The sequence below is a fragment of the Pseudohongiella sp. genome, from assembly GCF_040877505.1.
GTDB lineage: Bacteria > Pseudomonadota > Gammaproteobacteria > Pseudomonadales > Pseudohongiellaceae > Pseudohongiella.
Genome location: NZ_JBBDNQ010000015.1, coordinates 257,492 through 278,665, shown reverse-complemented (window position 1 = coordinate 278,665; position 21,174 = coordinate 257,492). Strand labels below are relative to the sequence as shown.

Sequence of the window (21,174 nt, the reverse complement as noted above, 5' to 3'; positions counted from 1 at the left end):
TGACCGGTTGTACACCGGACAGATGCAGCGGAGCTGTCAGTCCAGCGGCACGGTGACCACCGGCAGGACAATGGCCGATGGCCGGTTGGCATCAAAGTAGATGGTGTTTTCTGCTTTCTGTACCGGCGTGTTGCTGTCATCCAGCGCCGCGCCATTATTGGGGTTGACGGCAAAGCGCGGGTAGTTGCTGGAGGTGACGTGCACGCCAATGCGGTGGCCGGCTTCAAAGGTCTGCGCCGTGCTCCACATATTGATCACCAGTCTCTCAACTTCGCCAGGTGTCATCAGTGCAACATCGCCGGGTTCCTGACCATTGCGGAACCGCGCCCGTACCGGGTAATCCAGGATCAGGGCCTCATAACCATCCGGGTAGATGTCCACCAGCTTGACAACAAAATCGGTGTCCAGCGCATCAGTGGATACAAACAGTTCCATGTCGATGTGGCCGGCGACCACCACATCCTCTTCCAGTACCGGTGTTTCGAAACGCAGGTAGTCCTGGCGATCATCGATTGCGCGTTGATCGCGTGGTCCGACATCGGCGCCCAGATTCTGCCCGCCCACTGTGGGTACCGGATTGGCCGGATCAAAAGTATAGGTTTTGCTGGCCTGGCCTGCGACAGGCGGTTCGGTTGCCAGGCTCATGTCCGGCTGCAGGTAATAGCGGGTTTCGAGATTTTCCGGCGGCCAGCTGTCCATGTGAATCACCCGGTTCTTGTCGGAAACATTGCCTTTGCGGGCTGAGGCCATCATGTAGATGCTGACCGGGGGCTCATCCATGATGCCGTTGTCGATATCCTTGAGCCAGTAGTCCCACCAGCGCAGTTGCTCTTGCAGATCACCGTTGATCATGCCGCCGCCGGGGTATTCCAGTTCGCCCTGCAACATGCCATGACCAAAGGCGCCCATAAACAGTTTCTGTTTGCCGCGCGCCTGCGGGTTGCCGTCGTTTTGCAGGTAGACAAAATTGTGCAGCGATCCTTCAGCGTATATGTCGTGCCAGCCGCCGACGTTGTACACGGGTATTTCGACATTTTCCCGGTGAAACAGAAAGTCCGTCGCGCGCCACTGATCATCGAGTACGGCACGCGCCTTGTAGGCATTGATGGCTTCTTCGCTGACGCCCTGGCCGCGTAACCAGCCACCGGAATGGCTTTCTTTGAACACGCCGCCGACAAAGCGTGAACGATAGAAAAGACTGTCCGGGGCCACGGTCACGTAGGCCGCTGTCAGGTTGGGGGGCGCGGATGCAGCCGCCAGGTTGGAAGTGATGCCCGGTGCCGACGTACCAAAAATGCCGATGTTGCCATCACTGAACGGCTGCGCTGCGATCCATTGCACGGTGTCGTAACCGTCTTCGATATCGTTTTCGAAGGGCTGGTTTTCACCTTCGGAGTCGTAACGACCGCGGACATCCTGCGACACCACAGCGTAGCCGCGCTCGTGGTAGGCCCCGACACTGCGATCAATGCCGTCTTTGTCGTAGGGGGTACGGGTCAGGATAACGGGCCAGGGGCCGTCGCCTTCGGGTACGTAGACATTGGTGGCCAGTTCGATGCCATCGCGCATGGGCACCATGACAATGGTTTTATTCTCTGCTGCCAGAGGCTGGGCGTATGCGTCGCCCACACCACCTGCCAGCAACGACGCAACAACGAACAGCCGGGTAAGCAGACGTGTCAGACAATGCAGGGATTTGAAGGATGACATGATGGTTTACCTCGTATTGTTTTTGTATTGAACCAGATACGTCGGAAGTCTGGAGCGGGTGAAGGGAATCGAACCCTCGTCGTAAGCTTGGGAAGCTTCTGCTCTGCCATTGAGCTACACCCGCAGAGGCCTCAAACTAGCCGAATTGTGAGATTTTGTCGAGCAGCTTTGCGGCAACAGGACTTGCAATTGTATCAGGCCGGGACAAAACCGGAGCGGAAGCAGCCGGTAACGGCTTTATAGTGTGACGGCGTCCAGCCAACCGGTTTGTTCAGTGTGTTGACGGGAAGTGCGGGTGCAACCACAACCGAGAGTGGCGGCGGTGTATTGCCCAGGGTGGCTGCCAGCCATCGACTGAAATCCCGGCACCAGCCGTGCATATCTGAGGGAGCGTGCTCAGGCACAATAAAATAGTGCAGCCCGGTCTGGCCGGCAGCGCTGTCGCTCCGCACCCGGGCATCCGCTACATCTGCGTGCGCCTTCAGTTTATTTTCCAGCTCAGCCAGATTGATGTTGTTGCCATTGATCTGCACAACCGGGTCAATGCGGCCCAACAAAGAGATGCTGCTATCGCCATGTTGTTGCAATTGATCGTGCAGTGGATATTGCTGGCCATCATCCTTGTCCCGCGCGATCCATTGACCTTGGTCTTGCAGAAGTTGCCAATACGGCAGCAGGGTGAATGCCGACTTGTCCTGCTGCCGCCATGCCAGTCCGGCGGTTTCGCTGCTGCCATAAACTTCCATCAATACTGCACCCGGGTATTGCGCGCGGATGCCAGAAGCGGTGGTTTCAGGTAACGGTGCCGTGGAACTTATGCCGGTGAATCTGTCGGGAAGAGCAACGTCGTGGGCCAGCAGCATGGACCAGATATCGGGTGTGGCGACAATCAGATCGTCATCTCTTAATTCTTTTGCCCATGTCGACGGCAGTGATCGCGCCGGGTGTACCCTGATGCGCTCACAGTTCAGCGTTGTCGGCAACAGCACACTCCAGATAAAGCCGTAGATATGATGCGTGGGCACGGTGCTGACCACACGTTTTGGTGGCGGCAGAAGATGGCGGAAAGCATTGATCTCGCGCTGCAGTTTGTCCAGCGTGTGCGCTGATGGCGTGGGCTTGCCAGTAGACCCGGAGGAGTAGAAATACAGGGTGCTGTGATCTATGTCCAGACTGCGCCGCGCCACAGCCGCCCATCCCTGGGCCGAGCGCCTGGCCAGTAGCAGGTCCGACAGACCCGTGCGCTCGATGCCCAGTGCATGGGCGAAGCGGCGAGCCATATCGACCATGTCCAGCGAGGCGAAACCGAAATGCCCGGGCTGTGTCAGCAGGTCGGTTGCCTGCGTTGTGTCATCCAGCAGCAGCTCACCCAGACCACGTCGTTGCAGGGCATCACTGAGAAAATCGTCAAGCCAGCTTTCCAGCAGCCCGGGCTGTTGCCACCACATCCATCAGAGCCTTTTGACAAAAATCCAGAAGCTGCCGCCGACCAGAGCGGGTTTCATATGTACCTTCACTTTGGTAGGTGTCATCTGGTAGTCAAACGTATACTCCAGCATCACACTGCCGCGATCGGCTACTACTTTGTCAAAGGCACCTTTGAACTTGGGTGTGTTGGTGCAGGGCGCCACGTCCGTAAAAAAGTTTTTACCGATGACCTGCCCGGGTGATCGCCCCGTGATTGCACCTTCGGCTTCATTGTATTGCTGAATCACACCATTGGCGTCGAGTTGGATGGCACCAAATGCCAGGTCGTCAATTTGTGAGGGGCTCATTTTGGCCAGTTTGTTATCAATATCAGACGACCCAAAATCAATTACTTCCATCGACATAGAATTTTCTCCGGTCTTGCTCGCGCCTACGCGCATTTAATAGGTTTAAGTGGTTTTTTGCGGTAATTCATACGCACGGGCACGCGAATCAGATCAGTCCTGCGGGATATCGTTGTCGGTTGCAGCGTCGTCCGGCAGACGGGTAATGCGCACCGTGTCGGGATTCTGCTCGGCATACGCTCTCATCCAGCGAGCTGCCATGAGCCGCGCCTGCAGCGTAGTCTCCTCGTCCATTTCTGCACTCAGGCGCTCCAGCGAACTAACCGCATGTTCATAACCAAATCGATAAGCCAGTTCATACCACATGTGCGCAATGGCAAGGTTCTGCTCTACCCCGAGACCATCGGCAAATATTCGTGCAAGAAAGTACTGGGCGGTAGCATCTCCCCGGTGTGCAGATCGGTTGAACCAGTAACGTGCCTGTTCGTAGTCACGCGGCAGATCTGCCTGGTCACCGGTCGCATAGAGAATGCCCAGGCGTGTCTGGGCATCGCGCAGGCCCTGCTCCGCGGCCAGCGTGAAATAGTCCCGGGCCTGCGCTGCGCTGCGCTCAACACCCTGGCCGGTCGCATACATTAACGCCGCATTGTATTGAGCGTCGGCGCTGCCATTGTCGGCCGCCATGGTGAACCAGGTCAGCGCTGCGGTCGGATTGGGCTCGCCCACCAGGCCGCTGATCAGCAGGACGCCAAGATTGTATTGTGAATCGCGGTGTCCCTGACGTGCCGACTCCTGATACCAGCGCATGGCTTCCGGATAATTTTCCGCACGGCCCTGGCCGTAAAAGTTCATTGTGCCGACGGCATACTGCGCGTCAGCATCACCCTGTTCGGCCGCCTGCTCGTACCAGTAATAGGCTTCACGATAGTCCTGTCCGGTGCCCTGACCCTGGTCGTACATGACGCCGAGGTTAAACTGGGCGCGCACAATGCCCTGCTGCGCTGACAGTGCGTACAACTGCAAGGCGCGTTCAAAATTCTGCTCCGTGCCGATGCCCTGCTGATACATTAGGGCCAGATTGTACTGGGCGATGGCGTGACCGATCATGGCGCCTTCGGTAAAGTTCTGCAGTGCCGCGTCGTAGTCCTCGGCCCGGAAGGCGTCAAGCCCGATATTCACATTGTAGCTACCAGCGTCGGCGGGAGTCTCAGGCGCTGGTTCGGGGGCAATGATGGGGGCCGGAATGTCTCGGGGCTGCGCCAAAACAGCACAGGAGACCAGGCCGCAAAGCAGCGCGGGTATCAAGCGACGAGATAATCGGAACGGAGTAGAAATCATGGCCTGATTGTAGCGTGACGCAATGACGATAGCCAATCTGCATTGGTCGGAGTGAGAGGATTCGAACCTCCGACCCCTGCCTCCCGAAGGCAGTGCTCTACCAGGCTGAGCTACACTCCGATGGGGTCTTGCTGCAATTCAACGCCCCGCCGGAAACCAGCATTGCATACTGGTCACGGCGACAGCGCCCGGGGCGCATAATATGTCAGAAACGCACGGGTTTTCCAATACCCCAGTGCCACCGGGCAGCAAAAAAGAGCACTCGGCGATTACGCTTTACGTTGACGGTTGTCGACGCTGAAGGCGCCGGCCCCGGCGCTGCTCAAAACCAGCAGTCCGGCTGTGATGCCCATGTTCTTGAAGAAATTCTGTGTCTCGTGTGAGCGCTGCAGACCTTCTGCCATGGTCCAGAAATCGTGCATTACCAGGCTTATGATGAAGGTCAGGCCAGCCAGAACAAAAGCCACAATCTGCACCTGGTAGCCAGCGAAGAGGGCGGCCGCGCCGCCGACCTGGATAAGGCCGGACAGGATCAGGAAGAAGGGGATCCAGAACATGCCATGCGAGGCCATGTAGTCGACGTGCATGTCGTACTGGGTAAATTTCATCAGGCCCGGCAATAAGAAGTAGACAGCGAGAATGATGCGGCCAGCGGGGATAAAGAGTCGGGTCAGTGCTTCGGGGATCATGGGGTATCCTGTTTCAGTATTGTTGTTGGGTTGATTGGCGCTCAAATGCGTCTGATGGCGTCAATGGCGGCTAACAGTAGCTTTCGGCTGAAGGGTTTGTCCAGTGTTACGCAATTTTCCAGCGCCGTCAGCTGACGGCGCTCGGCGTCAGTCAGGTTTCCGGAGACCAGCAGAATGGGCAAAGCCGGGCGCAGGATTCGCACCCGGGTGGCCAGTTGAATACCTGTCATGCCGGGCATGGCCTGGTCTGTCATCAGCAGGTCGATGACAACGTCAGGGTCATGCTCCAGTTGCTGCAGCGCGGTTGTCGGCGACGCGTGTTCGATAACCTGCATGCCCTCGCGCTGCAGCGTCATGCGGACGGTTGCGCGTACCAGCTCTTCGTCATCAACAACCATGATGCGGTAAAGCGATGCGGAGGTTGTTGGTGTGGCAGTGCTGCTGTCTTCGCTTGCCAGTCCGGGCGGGGGCGGCGGCACTGTTCTGAATTTCAGTGCAAACTCGGCACCTTCGCCGGGCCGTGAGCTGACGCGAATACTGCCGCCCAGTTGCGTGACCAGTTTGTGCACAATGGCCAGGCCAAGTCCGGTGCCGTCACCTGTTTCACGGGTGGTGAAAAAAGGTTCAAATATGCGGTGTTGAATGGTCGGTGGAATGCCTGTGCCGGTGTCACTGACCGTCAGCAGAACCTGGTCGCTGGCGTCAAGCAGGTCCAGCCTGAACTCGAGTGTACCGCCCTGCGGCTTCATGGCGAGACAACCATTGGTCCCCAGATTCATGAAAATCTGGTGCAGCATGTCAGGGGTTGCCAGAATGCAGACATCGGACGCATTGATGGTCTCCCGGATACTGATATTGGCCGGCATGGTGCTGCGCAGCAGTGCCGCGATTTCATGCAGTGCGGGTGCGATTGCTGTGCTGCCGACGCTGGCATCATGATGCTGGCTGAAGCTGAGGATGCGTTTGATCAGGTCTGCGGCCCTTTGGGCAGAGGTGATGGCGCTGTTGATGTGTTGTTGCTGGGCGCTGTCGGGGGACGCCAGTTCCCGGGCCTCTTCACTGGCCATCAGGATGGGTTGCAGCAGGTTGTTAAAATCGTGAGCAATGCCGCTGGCCATGGTGCCCAGGGCGCTCAGTTTTTGCGCGTGCAGTAGCTGATCCTGCAGCTGTTCGCGTTCCCTGAGCGACTCGGCGATACGCTGGCGTGAGGACTCCAGCTCGATCATGGTAGCTTCGAGATTGTCCAGCAGACGCGCTGTGGTCAGTGATATCAATGCGCACAGAAACAGCAGCGTGCCACTGACACCGGTCCATGATGCGAGCGTATACTCCAGTGCCCCGTAGGCAGGATCCGGTACTTGTGCCAGCGCCAGCGTGGCCAGGTAACCCAGTACCAGAAGGACAATGAACAGGATGCCGGCAAGCGCACCGCGATAACCGAATAACAGCGCGGCCAGCGGCGGTACCGTCAACAGCCACTCGGTACCGGCGCCGACCGGGCCAAGCAGCCCGAGTATGAAAATTCCGACAGCTGCCCACAATCCCAGGAACAGGATGGCGCGCAGCTGATAGGGCATCCGCTTGGCCAGTGCCAGGCCGAGGATAGCGCCCCAACCGACCGTATCAACAATCAGCAGGCTCCAGATTTCCAGTTGAACTGCCAGGGTGGCACTGGGAATGTAGGCGATACTGACCAGGGCCACGGTCGCCCACAGGGTTGTCTGCAGAATGCGCTGCCGGATGCCAAGCATGCTGCGGCTGATGTTAAAAACGGCGGACATAGTTTTCCGGTGTATCTGGCTATGGCTGGTTTAAAAACGCTCTGCGTTACCAGCGTTCGGGGCGCAACAGTCGACGCATGTCCGGCGTGTAGGGCACGGCATAGTCATGCGATGCCAGAATAATGTTGTCGCGTGTTCTGATCAAGCGGGCAGTGACGTAGATATTACGCTCGGCGACGGCATAGGTGCCTACCAGCACCACATCGGCATCATGCTCGGCGCTGATATCGGACAGGGTTCGTGACAACAGGAATTCGCCCTGACGCTGATCCACGTAGACATTGTTGCGCAGCAGCAACTCGACAAACTGGTACCCTTCAGCGGCAAATGATGACACCAGTTGTTGTGATGCGATACGGCCAAACGACGAGGACTGCGACAGATTATCGATGTCCGCAAAGCTGGCGGCAAGCATTCTGGACGCCGGGTCAAGCTGGTGGCGTGCTACATCAAGCAGACTCTGTGCGGCCTGGTGATTTGGTGTGATAACCGGGTTGCCGATGGTTCTGGCAACAGTCTTGCAGCCACTGATACCGAGTATGGCCAGCACCAGGATAAGCGTGAACAGCGGATGTTGTTTCAACTTGTGGATCATGGCTTCAACTCCCGACAACACTGAAGGTCTTGCCGCGGGTCTGATAGTTGACCAGGTCGGCATCCCTGACATAGTAGATGCGGGCGTCAGAGCGCAGCAGCCGCTCGCCATCATGCACATTGGTGGTGACGATCACTTCAGACATGGTCTCCCGGGTATCGCGCCAGATGTCGGTCAACACATCCAGGCCCAGGGCCAGCGGGATAATGGCAAGTTTGTTATCTTCCCAGTTGGGCACATTGCCGGCGATCGCGGCAATGGCAAAGGCCGCCGAGAACGCGCCTGGCCGTGGCCGCAGACTGCGTCCGTTATCGTGATTGACAACCATGATGTGGTAATCGAGCTGCAGTGCCGCAGTGCCCGGATTGCGCATGACACTGGCACCGTTGGCCAGTAACCGGGCCGTGAGCAGTTGCTGGTAGGCCTGTTCAAACGGACTGTCATTGTCATCTGACGGGGTGATGTACAGGGTGGGCGGGGCATCGAAAGCACCGGCGATCAGGCTGGCTTCATTGGCGGCCATCAGGTTCCAGTGTGCCGCTGAACGTGCCACTTCCTGTTCGACGCCGGCAAATGTCACTGCGCGCGGAAACGCCTGATACCGGTTGTTGCAGGCGCCCAGTACGCAGGCCGCCAGCAGGGTCAGGCAAAGCAGCTGTTGGTGACGTGTCATGGAAATTCCCGGATAGCTGTTGTTGAATCTGGCTTGATACCTTAGGTATCGACAGTCAGGCGCAATTCCTTAGCGCAGACGAGCGCACATCAGCGAAAATCACCGGTCAGCGTGTCGCCTGATCAGCTGCCACTGGTGCCAGGCGCAGGAACTGATTATAGTCGGCAGTAAAAACGGGTGAACTATGAACGGGTGAACCATGAATCTCATTCTTTATGCCATCCCGGTATTCATGCTGCTACTGATGGTAGAGCTGGCGGTGGACCTCCGGCGCAAGACCGGCTATTACCGGCTCAATGATGCCATCGCGTCCCTGAGCACCGGCATGCTCAGCCAGACCCTGGGTTTTGCCACCCGCTTCATGGGGTTTCTGGCCTATGCCACGTTGTGGACCCTGCTGCCGCACGGCGAGTTGAACATGACCCCCTGGCTTTGGCTGGCGGCCTTTGTGTTCTACGATTTCTGTTATTACTGGAGCCATCGCTGCCAGCACACGATTAACGTGTTATGGGGCATTCACGTGGTGCACCATCAAAGCGAAGAATACAATCTGACCACAGCGTTGCGTCAGCCGTTTAACGGGTTCCTGATCGGTTCCGTATTCTACCTGCCCATGCTGTTTGCCGGTTTTCCGCCGGAGGTTGTGGTCACCGTGGGTTCACTGAATCTGATTTATCAGTACTGGGTGCATACACGGTTTATCAAAACCCTGGGCTGGGCCGAGCAGGTATTTGTTACGCCGATGAATCATCGGGTACATCATGCCATCAATGACCCGTATATCGACCGGAATTTTGGCGGCGTGTTCATTCTGTGGGATCGCCTGTTTGGTACGTATCAGGCCGAGCTGGCGCAGGAACCTTGTGTTTACGGTGTGCGCAAACCTCTGCACAGCTGGAATCCTTTTTATGCCAACATGCATGTGCACTGGCAATTGCTGCAGGATTGCTGGCACGCTGAACGCTGGCGGGACAAACTGCGGTTGTGGATCATGCCCACGGGCTGGCGTCCGCCGGATGTGGAAGCGCGCTACCCGCTGCCACGTTGTTTGCCTGACACTCAGGAAAAGTATGACCCCCGACCACCGCTGCCACTGGCCATGGCCGTGCTGGTCTTGCATATTATGCTGATGGGGTTCACGGTCTGGTTTTTACTGAATGTCACCTTACCCGACTTTGGCCTGGCATTGATGCATTTTGTGCCTCTGGGTGGCGGGCTGTGGCTGAACAGTCGCGTGCTGGAACAAAAACCCGGTGCAGTCCGGCACGCCACGCTGTTCTGGCTCAGTTGCGCCGTGCTGCCCTGGGCCGTGGATGGCTGGTTGCTGCCGGTTCAGGCGTCATCGATCGTGCTGCTGTTGCCGGCGCTGGTTCTGCCGCTGGTGTCAGGCCGTCGGTTGCTCAACCAGACTGTCTGATAAGGCGCCAGGACAATTTCTTCCTCGTCCAATGCAATGTGACGACCGCTGACCAGGTCATACCAGTCTTCGGTATCGATCAGGTTGATATCCGACAGGGGTATGTGATGCGTCTCTACGGAGATGTTGTTGAGGGCGAAAATGCTCTGCTCCCGGTTGATGCTTTGACGCCAGAACGCAAAAATGCCATCACCCAGATGCAGGGTGAACTGGGTTGCATTGGGGTGGAATGCCGGTTGCTGCTGTCGGATCGTTATCAGTGCCTTGAGCGCCGCCAGAACCTGCGCGTGGTGTTTGCTGTCATCACTCAGCACCTGCTGCAGTTCGTTCCGGGACCATTGATGCCGGTTTATATGACGGTTATGCCCGCTGTGCGCCAGACGCTGATAGTCATTGCCGGTACCCAGGAAGCTGTGGATGTAGAATGCCGGCACGCCCTCCAGCGCCAGCAGAATGGCATGCGCGCAGATAAAACGCTGCAGTTGCCAGGTGTCCGGTGCCCCTGATTGATCCTCAAGTGTGCAGGCAAGCGCGTCCCACAGGCTGATATTGATTTCATACGGACGTCGTTCCAGCGCCGAGGTTGCACGCCATGAGATCCGGCCGCCGGCCCGTTCCATGCCGCCCAGCAATGCTTCGATCTCGTGGTCGCTGAGCAGTCCCTCGGCCGGACGCAGGCCGATGCCGTCGTGAGACGCGATGAAATTGAAGTAGAAGGTACCCAGTTGTGCCGGTGGCATGCTCATCAGCCAGTTTTTCAGGTGACGGCAGTTGCCATTCAGCAGTGTAAACAACAGCAACGGGGGCAGGGAAAAATTGTAGATACTGTGTGCCTCGTTGGCGTTGCCGAAATAGCTCAGGTTCTCCCGTTTTGGTATGTTTGTTTCGGTAATGATCAGTGCTTCCGGATCGGCGTGTTCGATAAGTGCGCGCAACAGGCGGACGATCTCATGGGTCTGTAGCAGGTTCAGGCAGTTGGTGCCGGGCTCTTTCCAGATAAAGGCTACCGCGTCCAGGCGAAACACCTTGATCTGATGGTCCAGGTACAGGCGGATGATGCGAACAAACTCCAGTAATACATCCGTATTACGAAAATCGAAATCAACCTGATCGTGGCCAAAGGTGCACCAGACATGCCTGACGCCATCGGCTGTGGTTACCGGGCGCAGCAGTTCACTGGTGCGGGGCCGGATAACGGCGCTCAGGTCCAGCGCCGGATCGGCGGTGTAGAAGTATTTCTTGCCGGGATTTTTGCCTTCGATGAATTGCTGAAACCAGGTGTGTGACGCCGAGCAATGGTTGATCACCAGGTCAGCCATCAGTTTGAAATCCCCCGCCAGCGCTTCTATATCCTGCCAGTCGCCCAGCGCGGGGTGGACAACATCGTAGTCGCTGACGGCAAAACCATCATCCGAACTCCACGGAAAAAACGGCAGTACATGCACACCGCTGATGCTGTCCTTCAGGTGCTGGCACAGAAATGCGTGCAGGGTCCGTAACGGATGTTCATCGCCTGCCGGTTGTATGCTGTCCGCGTAGGTAATCAGGTAGACATCACGCTGATCCCAGATCTGAGGCTGGCGGCCTGCCTGCACGTGGTCGGGGTCCAGGCGCATGGTCGCCATCAATGCTGATGCCAGCTGTTGCGCGGCGGCAGCATCGAGCGCGGGATAGATGTGCTGCAGATGGTTGTGTACGCGAGTGTTCAGATCCGCCATGCTCAGCTTTCCTTGGTCATGAATTCCCGGGTATCGGCTTCGACAGCCTCCTGAAGCTCCTCCAGGATATTGGGTTGTGCGCTGCGTACCCGGTTCCAGCTGGGAATAAAGGGTGTCTCCATCGGGTTGTCGAGAAAGTATTCCCCGGCCGCCTTGATGTTGCGGGCAAACAGTTCAACGGCCTGTTCCTCTTTGTGGATGTCCAGCGTCAGGCCGTTGATCAGGGCATCATTGCGATAGGTTTCAACAAAATCCAGCGCGATACGAAAATAGCTGGCCTTGAGGGTGCGGAAGGTTTCGCTGGACAAGACAACGCCATTGGTGGCGAGTTTGCGGAAAATGGCCTTGGCGATGTCTATGGACATTTTGGACAGCCCGGCTTCGGCGTTGTCTGCCGACAGGTCCTGGTGTTTGTGATCGTAGTTGTCGGCGATGTCCACCTGGCACAATCGGTTGGTTGAATAGTTGCGAAACATTTCCGACAGAATGCCAATTTCCAGTCCCCAGTCACTGGGTATGCGCAGGTCATTGACGGCTTCGGTGCGGAATGAGAATTCGCCCGCCAATGGGTACCGGAAACTGTCGAGGTATTCCAGGTAATCGCTGGGCGGCAGAACTTTTTTAAGCGCCCGCAGCAAGGGCGTAACCATCAGGCGGCAGACGCGGCCATTGATCTTGCCGTCAGCGACCCGGGCGTAATACCCTTTGCAGAACTGATAGTTGAATCCTGGGTTGGCGACCGGGTAGATCAGCCGTGCCAGCAGTTCCCGGCTGTAGGTCAGGATGTCACAATCGTGCAGGGCGATAGCCTGGCTCTTGCGGGACGCCAGCGTATAACCCAGGCAGTACCAGACATTGCGGCCTTTGCCGGCTTCGGTCGGTGCCAGCCCCATGCTTTGCAGGCGATCATCAATGGCGCGTAAACGGGGGCCATCGTTCCAGAGAATGCGGTGATGCTGCGGCAGGGCAGAAAAAAAGTCGCGTGCGTGGCGATACTCCGCTTCGCTGGCCCGGTCAAGACCGATGACAACCTGGCTCAGATACGGTACCTGAGCTAATTCTTTGATGATGTTGGGCAGCGCGGGTCCTTGCAGCTCGGAATACAGTGACGGCAGAATCAGCGTCATCGGTCGCATTTTGGAAAATACCTGCAGTTCGTATTCCAGCTCGGCCAACGGCCGCTTGCTCAGGTTGTGCAGTGTGGTTATGACGCCATTCTGGTGAAAATCGCCCATGACGGTATCCTCTTCTGGTTTTCATTGTTAGAGCGTTTTGAGCAGGGTCTTTATACTGCTTGCCCACCCGGTGGGTCCGGTCTCATCACTGATGATGACGGGTTTGTTGGTGTTCAGTTCGGGCAGGGCATGTGCCGGTGAGCGAATCAGAACGGGGAAATCCGATGCCTGCAACATGGCAATATCATTGTCGCTATCGCCCAGCGCTATCGAGACAACATCTTTGGCATTTTGTGCATACACTGCCTGTACTGCTGTCAGTGCCCGGCCTTTGTCAGTGTCGCCCAGCACATGCAGGAAACGGCCACCGCGCAGCGTGGACAAGCCCTTGGTGGCCAGTGCTTGCCGGAATGCATCCAGCGCGGCATCACTGTCCTGCCAGATCAGTGGTTCGCTGAACTGGCGGGTCTTTGCACGCCGCGCTGCCGTCATGCTGAGGCCGGTGGCAGCACATATTTCACCCAGGCTGCAGTCGCTCAGGGCAGACAGGCGATAGGCCGGTTTGATATCGGCCAGGCGCTCGCGGATGTCCTGATAGTCCAGTCCTGCCACCACCTGCCAATACACGCCATGTGATTTACCGCCCGGTGGCGCGGTGCGAAACCGGCGTTTGGGGTAGTAGGTGGCCGAGCCATTTTCGACAATAAACGGATCAGACAGGCCGAGTTTTTCACTGAGTGCTTCGCATTCTGACAGCGTCTTGCTGGTATTGAAAATCAGCGGAATTCGACGTTTCTGCAGTTTTCTGATCGTGGCCAGCGCTGGCTCGGCAGAGTAGCTGAAGTGGTCCAGCAGGGTTCCGTCCAGATCCGTTACCACAATAATGCTGCGGAGTTCCGGTGCTGTATTGCTCTGTGTCTGGATGCTGTCGGTTGCGCTGCTCATGGTTGTCATCAATGGGGTGTGCGATCACTGCTGCAGCAGATGCGATGATCAGCATCCAGATGCAGAACCCGATCTGCCAGTGCAGGCAGCGTCTCCATGCCGTGGCGGGTCAGGCGTTCGTAGTGTTGAATGAATCTTGAAATAGCGTCGGGTGTCATTATTTTGTTGCCAGTATGTGTGCCTGCTGCCAATTTGGCTTCCTGCAGACTGCGCCACTCGAGAACGCAGTCAAATGAAGGCGCCTTCAGCATGACCAGATAGTCAATGCAGGCGAACAGTGCCTGATAGTCATCAGCCAGCCGTTGGTTGACAAAATGGCGCCAGCGGCCATCCGTGTCTTCATTCAGCTCCAGTGCATTTATCGCGTCATGCAGCTGTGCGTCTGTCTGCGCTTGCACGCCCAGGCACCAGCCTTCCAGTATGATGATATTGCGCGGTGCCCGGGCCTGTTGTTGGTGAGCCCTGGCAACACAGTCGTCGCGTGATTTGTCAAAGCCGGGCAGGGCCACGTCCCCGGTTGAACTGCGAAGCCGGTGCACTGTCTCCATGGCCAGGTTGACGTCGTGGGTGCCGGGAACCCCGCGTGTCACCAGCAACGGATGCACGGATTGACCCAGCTGCTGACGGGCTGCGTGGCTCAGGTAAAAGTCATCAAGTGATAACACGGTAGTGGTCAGGTTGAGTCTGTTCTCGAGCATCAGGGCAAGTGCTTTGGCCAGTGTTGATTTACCCGTACCCTGTGCACCGTTTATGCCAACCACCAGGGTTCCATGTTGGGCGGCGTATTGCTCGCCTATTTCTTCCGCCAGCGGAGCAAAGTAGCGCACGGCGTCCTCGATCCACTGCGGTGGCAACATTTCAGCGTCTGCCAGGTCTTGCCAGAGGCGGAAAACGAACTCGCCCGGTGATGGGTTGGATGCTGGCATTTTGCTGTCCTGTGCATGCTCCCGTGGCGCCCACGGTCTGATTTGGTGCGCCAAAATGGTGCGCAAACGTGAATCGCCCGGAAGGCGCCCGTGCCTGTCCTGTTCGTATGAAGTCGCGGTGATGTGGTAAGCTTCCCGCCAGGCTTACATTTACTTCGTCTGTTTATTTAACCTTATGCCAGGTCGCTTGAGCAACCGCTGCTTCGGCTCAATCATTGGCTGACTTGTTCGCTCATTTAACCACTCACTGTTTAAGTTAATGCAAACTCCGGTCCACACATGCAATCTTCTTTGATCCCTGAACGTCCGTTGATCATTTCGCCGACGCTGGCTGCCACGATTGGTCTCGAAGAGGCGGTATTGCTGCACGTGCTCAGCGAACTGATGGTGCATCGCCAGTGCATCGAACGTAAAGGCTTAAGCTGGTTGCTGCTGGAGCAGCGCGAGTTGCTGGAGGCATTGCCGTTCTGGGCCTGGATCGATATCCGCCGGGTGCAGAAGAATCTGCAGGATCTGGGTTTGATTCTGGTTGATGCGCGCACGGATCAGGAGGATGCCTGGTATATGGCGATTAACCAGCGCCAGGATGGAGACCTCGTCAATGCTTCCGTCGGCCAGGATCGTGCGCCACAGGCAGCTCTGGAGCCGTCAGCCCAGGAGTCGTCAGCCCCGGCGCCGTCAGCCAAAGTAGCGCTGGCCTCTGCCGGCAAGACAGCAGAAGCCGGACGTGGCTCAGCCGCCTACATCGCCCCGGACTGGCAGCCGGGAGATGAATGGTTAAGCCTGTGCCGCCAGCACGGCGTGCCGGACGCGTTTGCCCGGGAACTGGTACCGGGATTTGTCATGTATTGGCGCGATCGGGCCCAATCACGGTTTTCCTGGGGTAATGCGTTTTACAAACACGTCTTGCGTGAGTGGCGGCAGGAGCAGACACGCCGCGGCGCCGCCGAGCTGGAGACCACAATGTCTGCTCAATGGCAGCCCAGTCAGGACGCCGTTGAAATATTGTGCAACGCAGGAATCAATGAGGCCTTTATCGAGGACGCTGTGCCGGAGTTTGTTTTATACTGGCGCGAACGCGGCGCTCAAAACGGCACCTGGAACACGCGCTTTATAGAGCATATTCGCAGGCAGTGGGCGCGCTACAAGGTGTCTGTGGTCAACGACGGCGTACCGCGCCCGATCAGCGAAAACTGGCAGCCCAGTGCGGAAGTGTTTGATGTGCTGCGGCTGGCCGAGATTGACGAGGATTTTGCCCGCAGCAAAGTGCCGGAGTTTGTGCTTTACTGGCGTGACACCGGGCAGCCGCAGGCTTCCTGGAATACCCGTTTTTTGCAATTCATCAAATATTCCTGGGCGCGGCGTCTGGACGCTGGCGCTGCAACGGGGTTGACGCATGCACGAGATAAACAATCTGCTGAATCAGGCGGGAAAGGCCTTGAAGCCACGTTCAGGCGCTTCACAGACCGGAGCTGGGCAGAGTAAGAATCAGCGGTCGGGGGCAGGTTCCAAGCCCGGGTCGACAGGGCCGGAAGCCAACAGTGGTGGCCCCGATCAGGTCGATGCGATCAATCAGCTGTTTGCCGAGTTTGAACTGGCTTACCATAATCAGTACCACAAGGCCTACGGGGATCCGGACCGCCTGGTGCTGGCAAAAAAATACTGGCTGGAGTGTCTGGCCGATTTTCATCCTCAGCAGTTGGTGACTGCAGCCCGCCGTCTGGTGAAAACCCAGGATTATCTGCCGACTATCTCTGCAGTTATTCGGGCCTGTGAAGAGTCCTATGGTCTGTTCGGTCTGCCGTCGGAGCGTGATGCCTACACAGAGGCCTGTCGTGCACCGGCTCCCAAGGCAGCCTACGCCTGGTCGCATCCGGCGGTGTATCAGGCGGGGAAATCGACTGACTGGTTTTTGCTGGCAACGGAAGCCGAAGACAAAGTGTTCCCCGTGTTTGCCTACTACTACCGGCAGTTGTGTCAACGTGTCATCCGGGGCGAAGATCTGCAGGAACCGATTGCGCCCGCGCTGGAAAAGGATCCGTCACGGCCGCTGACGTTTGCTGAAAGAGAGAAGAAGCTGGCGCAGTTGCGCGCCAGCCTGGATATCTAGCTGGCTGGCGGCTGGCGGCTGGCGGCTGGGGATGGGAGATGAGATGGGGGTGCATGATCAGTTCAGCGCTGACAATTCCCGTTCCAGCAGGTGGGTATCACCCATATTGAGCTCTACCAGACGCCGCAGGTGCGTCATGCTGTCGACATCGATGTGATCGCAGGCCAGACCCACCTTGTTTCCATGGTGATTGGCCACGTGAGTGGTCATGCAAATCTGGATATCACCGCCCAGGTGAATACTGATGTCAACGGGCTGGTCGTCGATAATTTTCTGGTCCGGCAGTACCTGTATCAGGATTCCACGCAGAGATATATCGATCAACTGAACAGGCCAGATGTGATCATCCTGTGTGACAACTGTCTCGGCGTCGAAGAATATGCGTGTAAACGTGCGCCGGGATCCTTGCTCTGTCGTGTAGCCGTTTTCATCAGTCATTATGTTGGCTCTATGCTCGGTATGGGTCACTAACTTCAGACCACTGGCAGGTAGCTGGCTTGAGTGCAGCAGTCCCCCTCTGCAGCACTATCGGCCCCTGCGGTCTAATCTTTATATCGGTTGCTAAAATAAATCCAGCCGTTACGCGAGCTTGCGGTACTTGATGCGCGTCGGCTGAGCATTGTCGCCCAGACGTTTCTTGCGATCCGCTTCGTAATCCGTGTAGTTACCTTCGTGGAACATGACCTGACTGTCGCCCTCAAAGGCCAGAATATGGGTACAGATACGGTCCAGGAACCAGCGATCGTGCGACACCACAATGACCGAGCCGGGGAAATTCAGCAGGCCTTCTTCCAGTGCGCGCAGGGTTTCCACGTCCAGATCATTGGTCGGTTCGTCAAGTAGCAGCACATTGGCGCCGCGCTTGAGCAGCTTGGCCAGGTGCACCCGGTTGCGCTCACCGCCGGACAGATCCTTGATGAATTTCTGCTGGTCGCCGCCGCGGAAGTTGAAACGGCCGACATAGGCACGTGAAGGCACTTCGTAGCGGCCAATCTGCAGAATGTCCTGGCCTTCTGAGAGTTCTTCCCACACGGTTTTGCTGCCGTCCAGCGAGTCCCGGCTTTGATCGACATAGGCCAGGTCCACGGTTTCACCCAGTTCAATGCTGCCGCTGTCGGGCTTCTCTACCCCGGTCAGCATGCGCAGGAAAGTGGTTTTACCAGCGCCGTTACCGCCAATGATGCCAACGATGGCGCCCTTGGGAACGGAGAAACTCAGATCGCTGATCAGGGTTTTGTCTTCGAATGACTTGCTGAGCTTATTGACCTCAATCACCTTGTCGCCCAGGCGCGTGCCCGGCGGAATATACAGTTCGGTGGTTTCGTTGCGCTTCTGGAATTCCTGCGAGTTCATCTCCTCGAAACGGGCCAGTCGCGCCTTGCTCTTGGCCTGGCGGCCTTTGGGGTTGTTACGCACCCACTCCAGTTCGTGGCGGATGGTCTTTTCGCGGGCAGCCTCCTGGCGCTGTTCGGTTTCCAGACGCTTTTCCTTGTTTTCCAGCCAGTTGGTGTAGTTGCCTTCAAACGGAATGCCGTAACCACGGTCCAGCTCCAGGATCCAGCTGGCGGCGTTGTCCAGGAAGTAACGGTCGTGCGTGATGGCCACCACGGTGCCGGGGAATTCTTTCAGGAAGCGTTCCAGCCAGGCTACGCTCTCGGCGTCCAGGTGGTTGGTGGGCTCGTCCAGCAGCAACATGTCGGGGTTGGACAGCAACAGGCGACACAGGGCGACGCGTCGCTTTTCCCCGCCGGACAGTTTGGTCACGTCGGCTTCCCACGGTGGCAGGCGCAATGCATCCGCGGCAATTTCCAGCGTGCGCTCCAGATCCCAGCCATTGGCGGCATCAATGGCGTTCTGCAGGTCGCCCTGCTTCTCGAGGAGGGCCGTCATTTCGTCGTCGCTCATCGGTTCGGCGAAGCGATCGCTGATGGCATTGAACTCTTCCAGCAGTTTGATGACCTCACCCATGCCTTCTTCGACATTGCCGCGCACGTCTTTGTCGGCATTCAGCGCCGGTTCCTGCGGCAGGTAACCAACGTTTATGCCGGTCTGCGCGCGCGCCTCGCCGTTAAACTCCTTGTCCACGCCGGCCATGATACGCAGCAGTGTCGACTTGCCCGAGCCGTTCAGGCCCAGCACGCCGATTTTGGCGCCGGGGAAAAAGGACAGGGAAATGTCCTTGAGGATTTCTTTTTTCGGGGGAACCACTTTGCCCACGCGGTGCATGGTGTAAACGAACTGTGCCATAACCTGGGTATTCTCCGGGATTGAGTTGGATGCATTGGCTGTCAGGATTTGCCGGACGTGCTGGATCCTGTCTGATTAGCGGATTCTATCACGGAGTGCTTAAAGAGAGTGGGGTGCCGCTAGCGATGCGTTTCGTGGCGCACCTTGAGTGTCTCGATAAAACCAAGCAGGGTTTTTTTTGCCTCGGCTGCGGTGCGTTCACTGTCGTCGGACATGACCATCGCATGAACAGCCTCCATGACCGCGCCGAGCAGCATCTGCGCGGTGAGATCGACGGAACAGCAATTGATCTCGCCGTCCTCGTGCAGTTTTGCGAGTATCCGGTGGACCAGGCCGAAGCCGTAGCGCAGCTCGATATCGCGCCACTCCCGCATGCCAATGACATTGGGGGCATCGCTGAACAAAATACGATGCACGCCGGAGTCAGCACACAAGGCAAACGTCAGGTGCATGGCTGTTTCCAGCTGTTCCCAACCGTTCATGTCATCCGTCAGCGCGGCGCTGATGCGCTCCAACATGTCCTGTTCCAGGCTTTCCGCAACGGCCTGGAACAGGCCCTTTTTGTTACCGAAATGATGATACAGGGCCCCGGTGGTCACCTGCGCATCCTGCACGATGTCGTCCAGCGAGGCATCGGCAAACCCATGGCGGATAAAGGCTTCTCTGCCAGCGGCAATCATGGCACCGCGGGTTGCCTTGGCGTTGGCCTCGCGCCGACCGCTGCCGGCATTGGCCGTTACCTTGTCCTGAGTCCGGTCCTGAGCATTCTGCATGTTGATTCGCTGTTATCTGAAACGTTGGCGCTGATTATAGCGGGACTAAGAGTATTTCATAAAAAGCCGTTGCATAAAATAATTATGTTGCATAACATAATTACGTTACATAATATTATTATGTTATTGGTGCGGCGTGCCTGATCCGACTCAGAGCGGTCATGACGCTGATATTTATGATTACCAAGTGAAGGATAAGGTTATGAAACACGGAATCATCACGACAGCCCTGCTGCTCAGCCTGACACTTTTGATGTCTGCCTGTGTGTCACCGCCACGCACAGATGCAGACCCGGATATAGAAAGATACGCCTGGTTCGAGGCATCCCGGCGCTACGTTGACACCGACTATGGCCGTATCGCGGTGGTGGAGCGAGGTCGCGGGCCGGTGGCTGTCTATCTGCACGGCTTTCCGCTGAACGCCTGGCACTGGCGCCATCAACTGGGCGAGCTGGCGGATATCCGGCGGGGCATTGCCATCGATCTGATGGGGCTGGGGCATACCGAGATTAGCGCCGACCAGGATCTGCGTTTCTCCACCCAGGCCGATATGGTGTTGGCGACGCTGGATGCGATGGGGGTACGAGAGTTTGATCTGGTGGGTAACGACAGCGGTGGCGGCATCGCCCAGTTGATTGTGGCCCGGGCGCCCGAGCGTGTGCGCTCGCTGGTTTTAAGCAATGCCGATGTGCATGACAACTGGCCGCCACAGGCGCTGGGTACCGTCCATGAGTTGGCCACCCGCGGACAAATGGACGAGGTGCTGCAGGGATATATGCTGGATGTGGACAGTGCCCGCGCTGGCCTGGCCGGGCTGGTTTACCAGGACGCGATGTTTGTCAGCGAAGACATGCTGCAGATCTACATGACACCTTTGCTGGAAACCCCTGACCGGCGTGCTGCGGTGAACCGCTTTATCGCGACCCAGGACAATGCCGAGACAGTTGCCATCAAACCGGCACTCGAGCAGTTCAACCAGCCAACCTTGATCATGTGGGGGACTGATGATGTGTTTTTTGGTGTCGAGTGGGCGCACTGGCTACGCGATACAATACCCGGCGCCTATGCGGTGGTCGAGTTTGACGGTGCGCGGTTGTTCTTTGCCGAAGAGCGGGCTGATGAAGTCAATGCCTTGCTACGGGCGCATTTCCAGTTTCTGGACAGAGACCGTTCGGGTCTGGGGCCGATTATCGTGCCGGGCCGGGACTGGCCGGATATACGAGCCAGGCAGTTCCCGGACATGTCGCGGCTCCGTTAACGCAGGGCAGTCAGCCGCCATCGGGCAGATTCTGGCCGATGGCAGTG

Annotated in this window: 19 protein-coding genes and 2 tRNA genes; 4 read left to right on the top strand and 17 right to left on the bottom strand. The window is 57.4% G+C overall.

The genetic code is table 11. The annotated features are described in order from the left end of the window. Positions 1-36: 36 nt before the first annotated feature. The 10 genes from WD071_RS05770 to WD071_RS05725 all read right to left on the bottom strand — a co-directional run bounded on the left by WD071_RS05770 (position 37) and on the right by WD071_RS05725 (position 8,558). The gene (locus WD071_RS05770) at positions 37-1,710 is read right to left on the bottom strand and encodes a CocE/NonD family hydrolase (protein WP_368047395.1); all 1,674 of its coding nucleotides are present in this window, start codon (positions 1,708-1,710) and stop codon (positions 37-39) included. 50 nt (positions 1,711-1,760) lie between these two features. Next, a tRNA-Gly gene (locus WD071_RS05765) sits at positions 1,761-1,834 on the bottom strand. A gap of 70 nt (positions 1,835-1,904) precedes the next feature. Next, positions 1,905-3,158, bottom strand: a complete 1,254-nt coding sequence (locus WD071_RS05760) for an AMP-binding protein (RefSeq protein ID WP_368047394.1) — start codon at positions 3,156-3,158, stop codon at positions 1,905-1,907. Between the two features lie 3 nt (positions 3,159-3,161). Beyond that, on the bottom strand, positions 3,162-3,542 hold the full coding sequence (gene pyp, locus WD071_RS05755) for a photoactive yellow protein (RefSeq protein WP_368047393.1): 381 nt from the start codon (positions 3,540-3,542) through the stop codon (positions 3,162-3,164). A gap of 93 nt (positions 3,543-3,635) precedes the next feature. Beyond that, positions 3,636-4,745 carry a sel1 repeat family protein gene (locus WD071_RS05750; RefSeq protein WP_368047392.1) on the bottom strand — a complete coding sequence of 370 codons (1,110 nt, stop codon included), beginning with the start codon at positions 4,743-4,745 and terminating at the stop codon, positions 3,636-3,638. 118 nt (positions 4,746-4,863) lie between these two features. Beyond that, positions 4,864-4,940: transfer RNA gene (locus tag WD071_RS05745), tRNA-Pro, on the bottom strand. A gap of 149 nt (positions 4,941-5,089) precedes the next feature. After that, complete coding sequence (locus WD071_RS05740; RefSeq protein ID WP_368047391.1) at positions 5,090-5,509, bottom strand: DoxX family protein; 420 nt, start codon at positions 5,507-5,509, stop codon at positions 5,090-5,092. A 41-nt stretch (positions 5,510-5,550) separates the two neighbouring features. Further along, the gene (locus WD071_RS05735; RefSeq protein ID WP_368047390.1) at positions 5,551-7,290 is read right to left on the bottom strand and encodes an ATP-binding protein; all 1,740 of its coding nucleotides are present in this window, start codon (positions 7,288-7,290) and stop codon (positions 5,551-5,553) included. Positions 7,291-7,336: 46 nt separating this feature from the next. Beyond that, on the bottom strand, positions 7,337-7,885 hold the full coding sequence (locus WD071_RS05730; protein ID WP_368047389.1) for a FlgO family outer membrane protein: 549 nt from the start codon (positions 7,883-7,885) through the stop codon (positions 7,337-7,339). A 4-nt stretch (positions 7,886-7,889) separates the two neighbouring features. After that, entirely contained in the window at positions 7,890-8,558 is a 669-nt protein-coding gene (locus WD071_RS05725; RefSeq protein ID WP_368047388.1) for a hypothetical protein, read from the bottom strand. Positions 8,559-8,757: 199 nt separating this feature from the next. Between WD071_RS05725 and WD071_RS05720 the strand changes: the two genes are divergently transcribed. Further along, the gene (locus tag WD071_RS05720; protein ID WP_368047387.1) at positions 8,758-9,975 is read left to right on the top strand and encodes a sterol desaturase family protein; all 1,218 of its coding nucleotides are present in this window, start codon (positions 8,758-8,760) and stop codon (positions 9,973-9,975) included. On the opposite strand, the gene WD071_RS05715 is transcribed toward WD071_RS05720, so the two are convergent. From WD071_RS05715 to WD071_RS05700, 4 genes are read right to left on the bottom strand one after another with little or no spacing between them, the layout of a single operon-like run. Further along, the gene (locus tag WD071_RS05715; protein WP_368047386.1) at positions 9,891-11,693 is read right to left on the bottom strand and encodes a sugar phosphorylase; all 1,803 of its coding nucleotides are present in this window, start codon (positions 11,691-11,693) and stop codon (positions 9,891-9,893) included. The genes WD071_RS05720 and WD071_RS05715 overlap by 85 nt on opposite strands. Positions 11,694-11,695: 2 nt before the next feature. Then, on the bottom strand, positions 11,696-12,928 hold the full coding sequence (locus tag WD071_RS05710) for a glycosyl transferase (protein ID WP_368047385.1): 1,233 nt from the start codon (positions 12,926-12,928) through the stop codon (positions 11,696-11,698). A gap of 27 nt (positions 12,929-12,955) precedes the next feature. Next, positions 12,956-13,813, bottom strand: a complete 858-nt coding sequence (locus tag WD071_RS05705; protein ID WP_368047384.1) for an HAD-IIB family hydrolase — start codon at positions 13,811-13,813, stop codon at positions 12,956-12,958. 8 nt (positions 13,814-13,821) lie between these two features. After that, a complete protein-coding gene (locus WD071_RS05700; RefSeq protein WP_368047383.1) occupies positions 13,822-14,739 on the bottom strand; it encodes a hypothetical protein in 918 nt (305 codons plus the stop codon). A gap of 279 nt (positions 14,740-15,018) precedes the next feature. Here WD071_RS05700 and WD071_RS05695 point away from each other — a divergent pair, with 279 nt between their 5' ends. Then, entirely contained in the window at positions 15,019-16,224 is a 1,206-nt protein-coding gene (locus WD071_RS05695) for a DnaT-like ssDNA-binding domain-containing protein (RefSeq protein ID WP_368047382.1), read from the top strand. Then, positions 16,178-16,849 (top strand): replication protein P, encoded by a 672-nt coding sequence (locus WD071_RS05690; RefSeq protein WP_368047381.1) that lies wholly within the window; start codon positions 16,178-16,180, stop codon positions 16,847-16,849. The genes WD071_RS05695 and WD071_RS05690 overlap by 47 nt, the downstream gene beginning before the upstream one ends. Before the next feature lie 57 nt (positions 16,850-16,906). Here the strand turns inward: WD071_RS05690 and WD071_RS05685 are convergent, their stop codons facing one another. From WD071_RS05685 to WD071_RS05675, 3 genes are all read right to left on the bottom strand, one after another. Beyond that, on the bottom strand, positions 16,907-17,287 hold the full coding sequence (locus tag WD071_RS05685) for a PilZ domain-containing protein (RefSeq protein ID WP_368047380.1): 381 nt from the start codon (positions 17,285-17,287) through the stop codon (positions 16,907-16,909). Between the two features lie 141 nt (positions 17,288-17,428). Further along, positions 17,429-19,096, bottom strand: coding sequence for an energy-dependent translational throttle protein EttA (gene ettA, locus WD071_RS05680; RefSeq protein WP_368047379.1), 1,668 nt, complete (start codon positions 19,094-19,096; stop codon positions 17,429-17,431). A gap of 119 nt (positions 19,097-19,215) precedes the next feature. Then, positions 19,216-19,869, bottom strand: a complete 654-nt coding sequence (locus tag WD071_RS05675) for a TetR/AcrR family transcriptional regulator (protein ID WP_368047378.1) — start codon at positions 19,867-19,869, stop codon at positions 19,216-19,218. 202 nt (positions 19,870-20,071) lie between these two features. On the opposite strand from WD071_RS05675, the gene WD071_RS05670 reads away from it, so the two are divergent. Further along, positions 20,072-21,127 carry an alpha/beta fold hydrolase gene (locus WD071_RS05670; protein WP_368047377.1) on the top strand — a complete coding sequence of 352 codons (1,056 nt, stop codon included), beginning with the start codon at positions 20,072-20,074 and terminating at the stop codon, positions 21,125-21,127. Positions 21,128-21,174 lie beyond the last annotated feature (47 nt).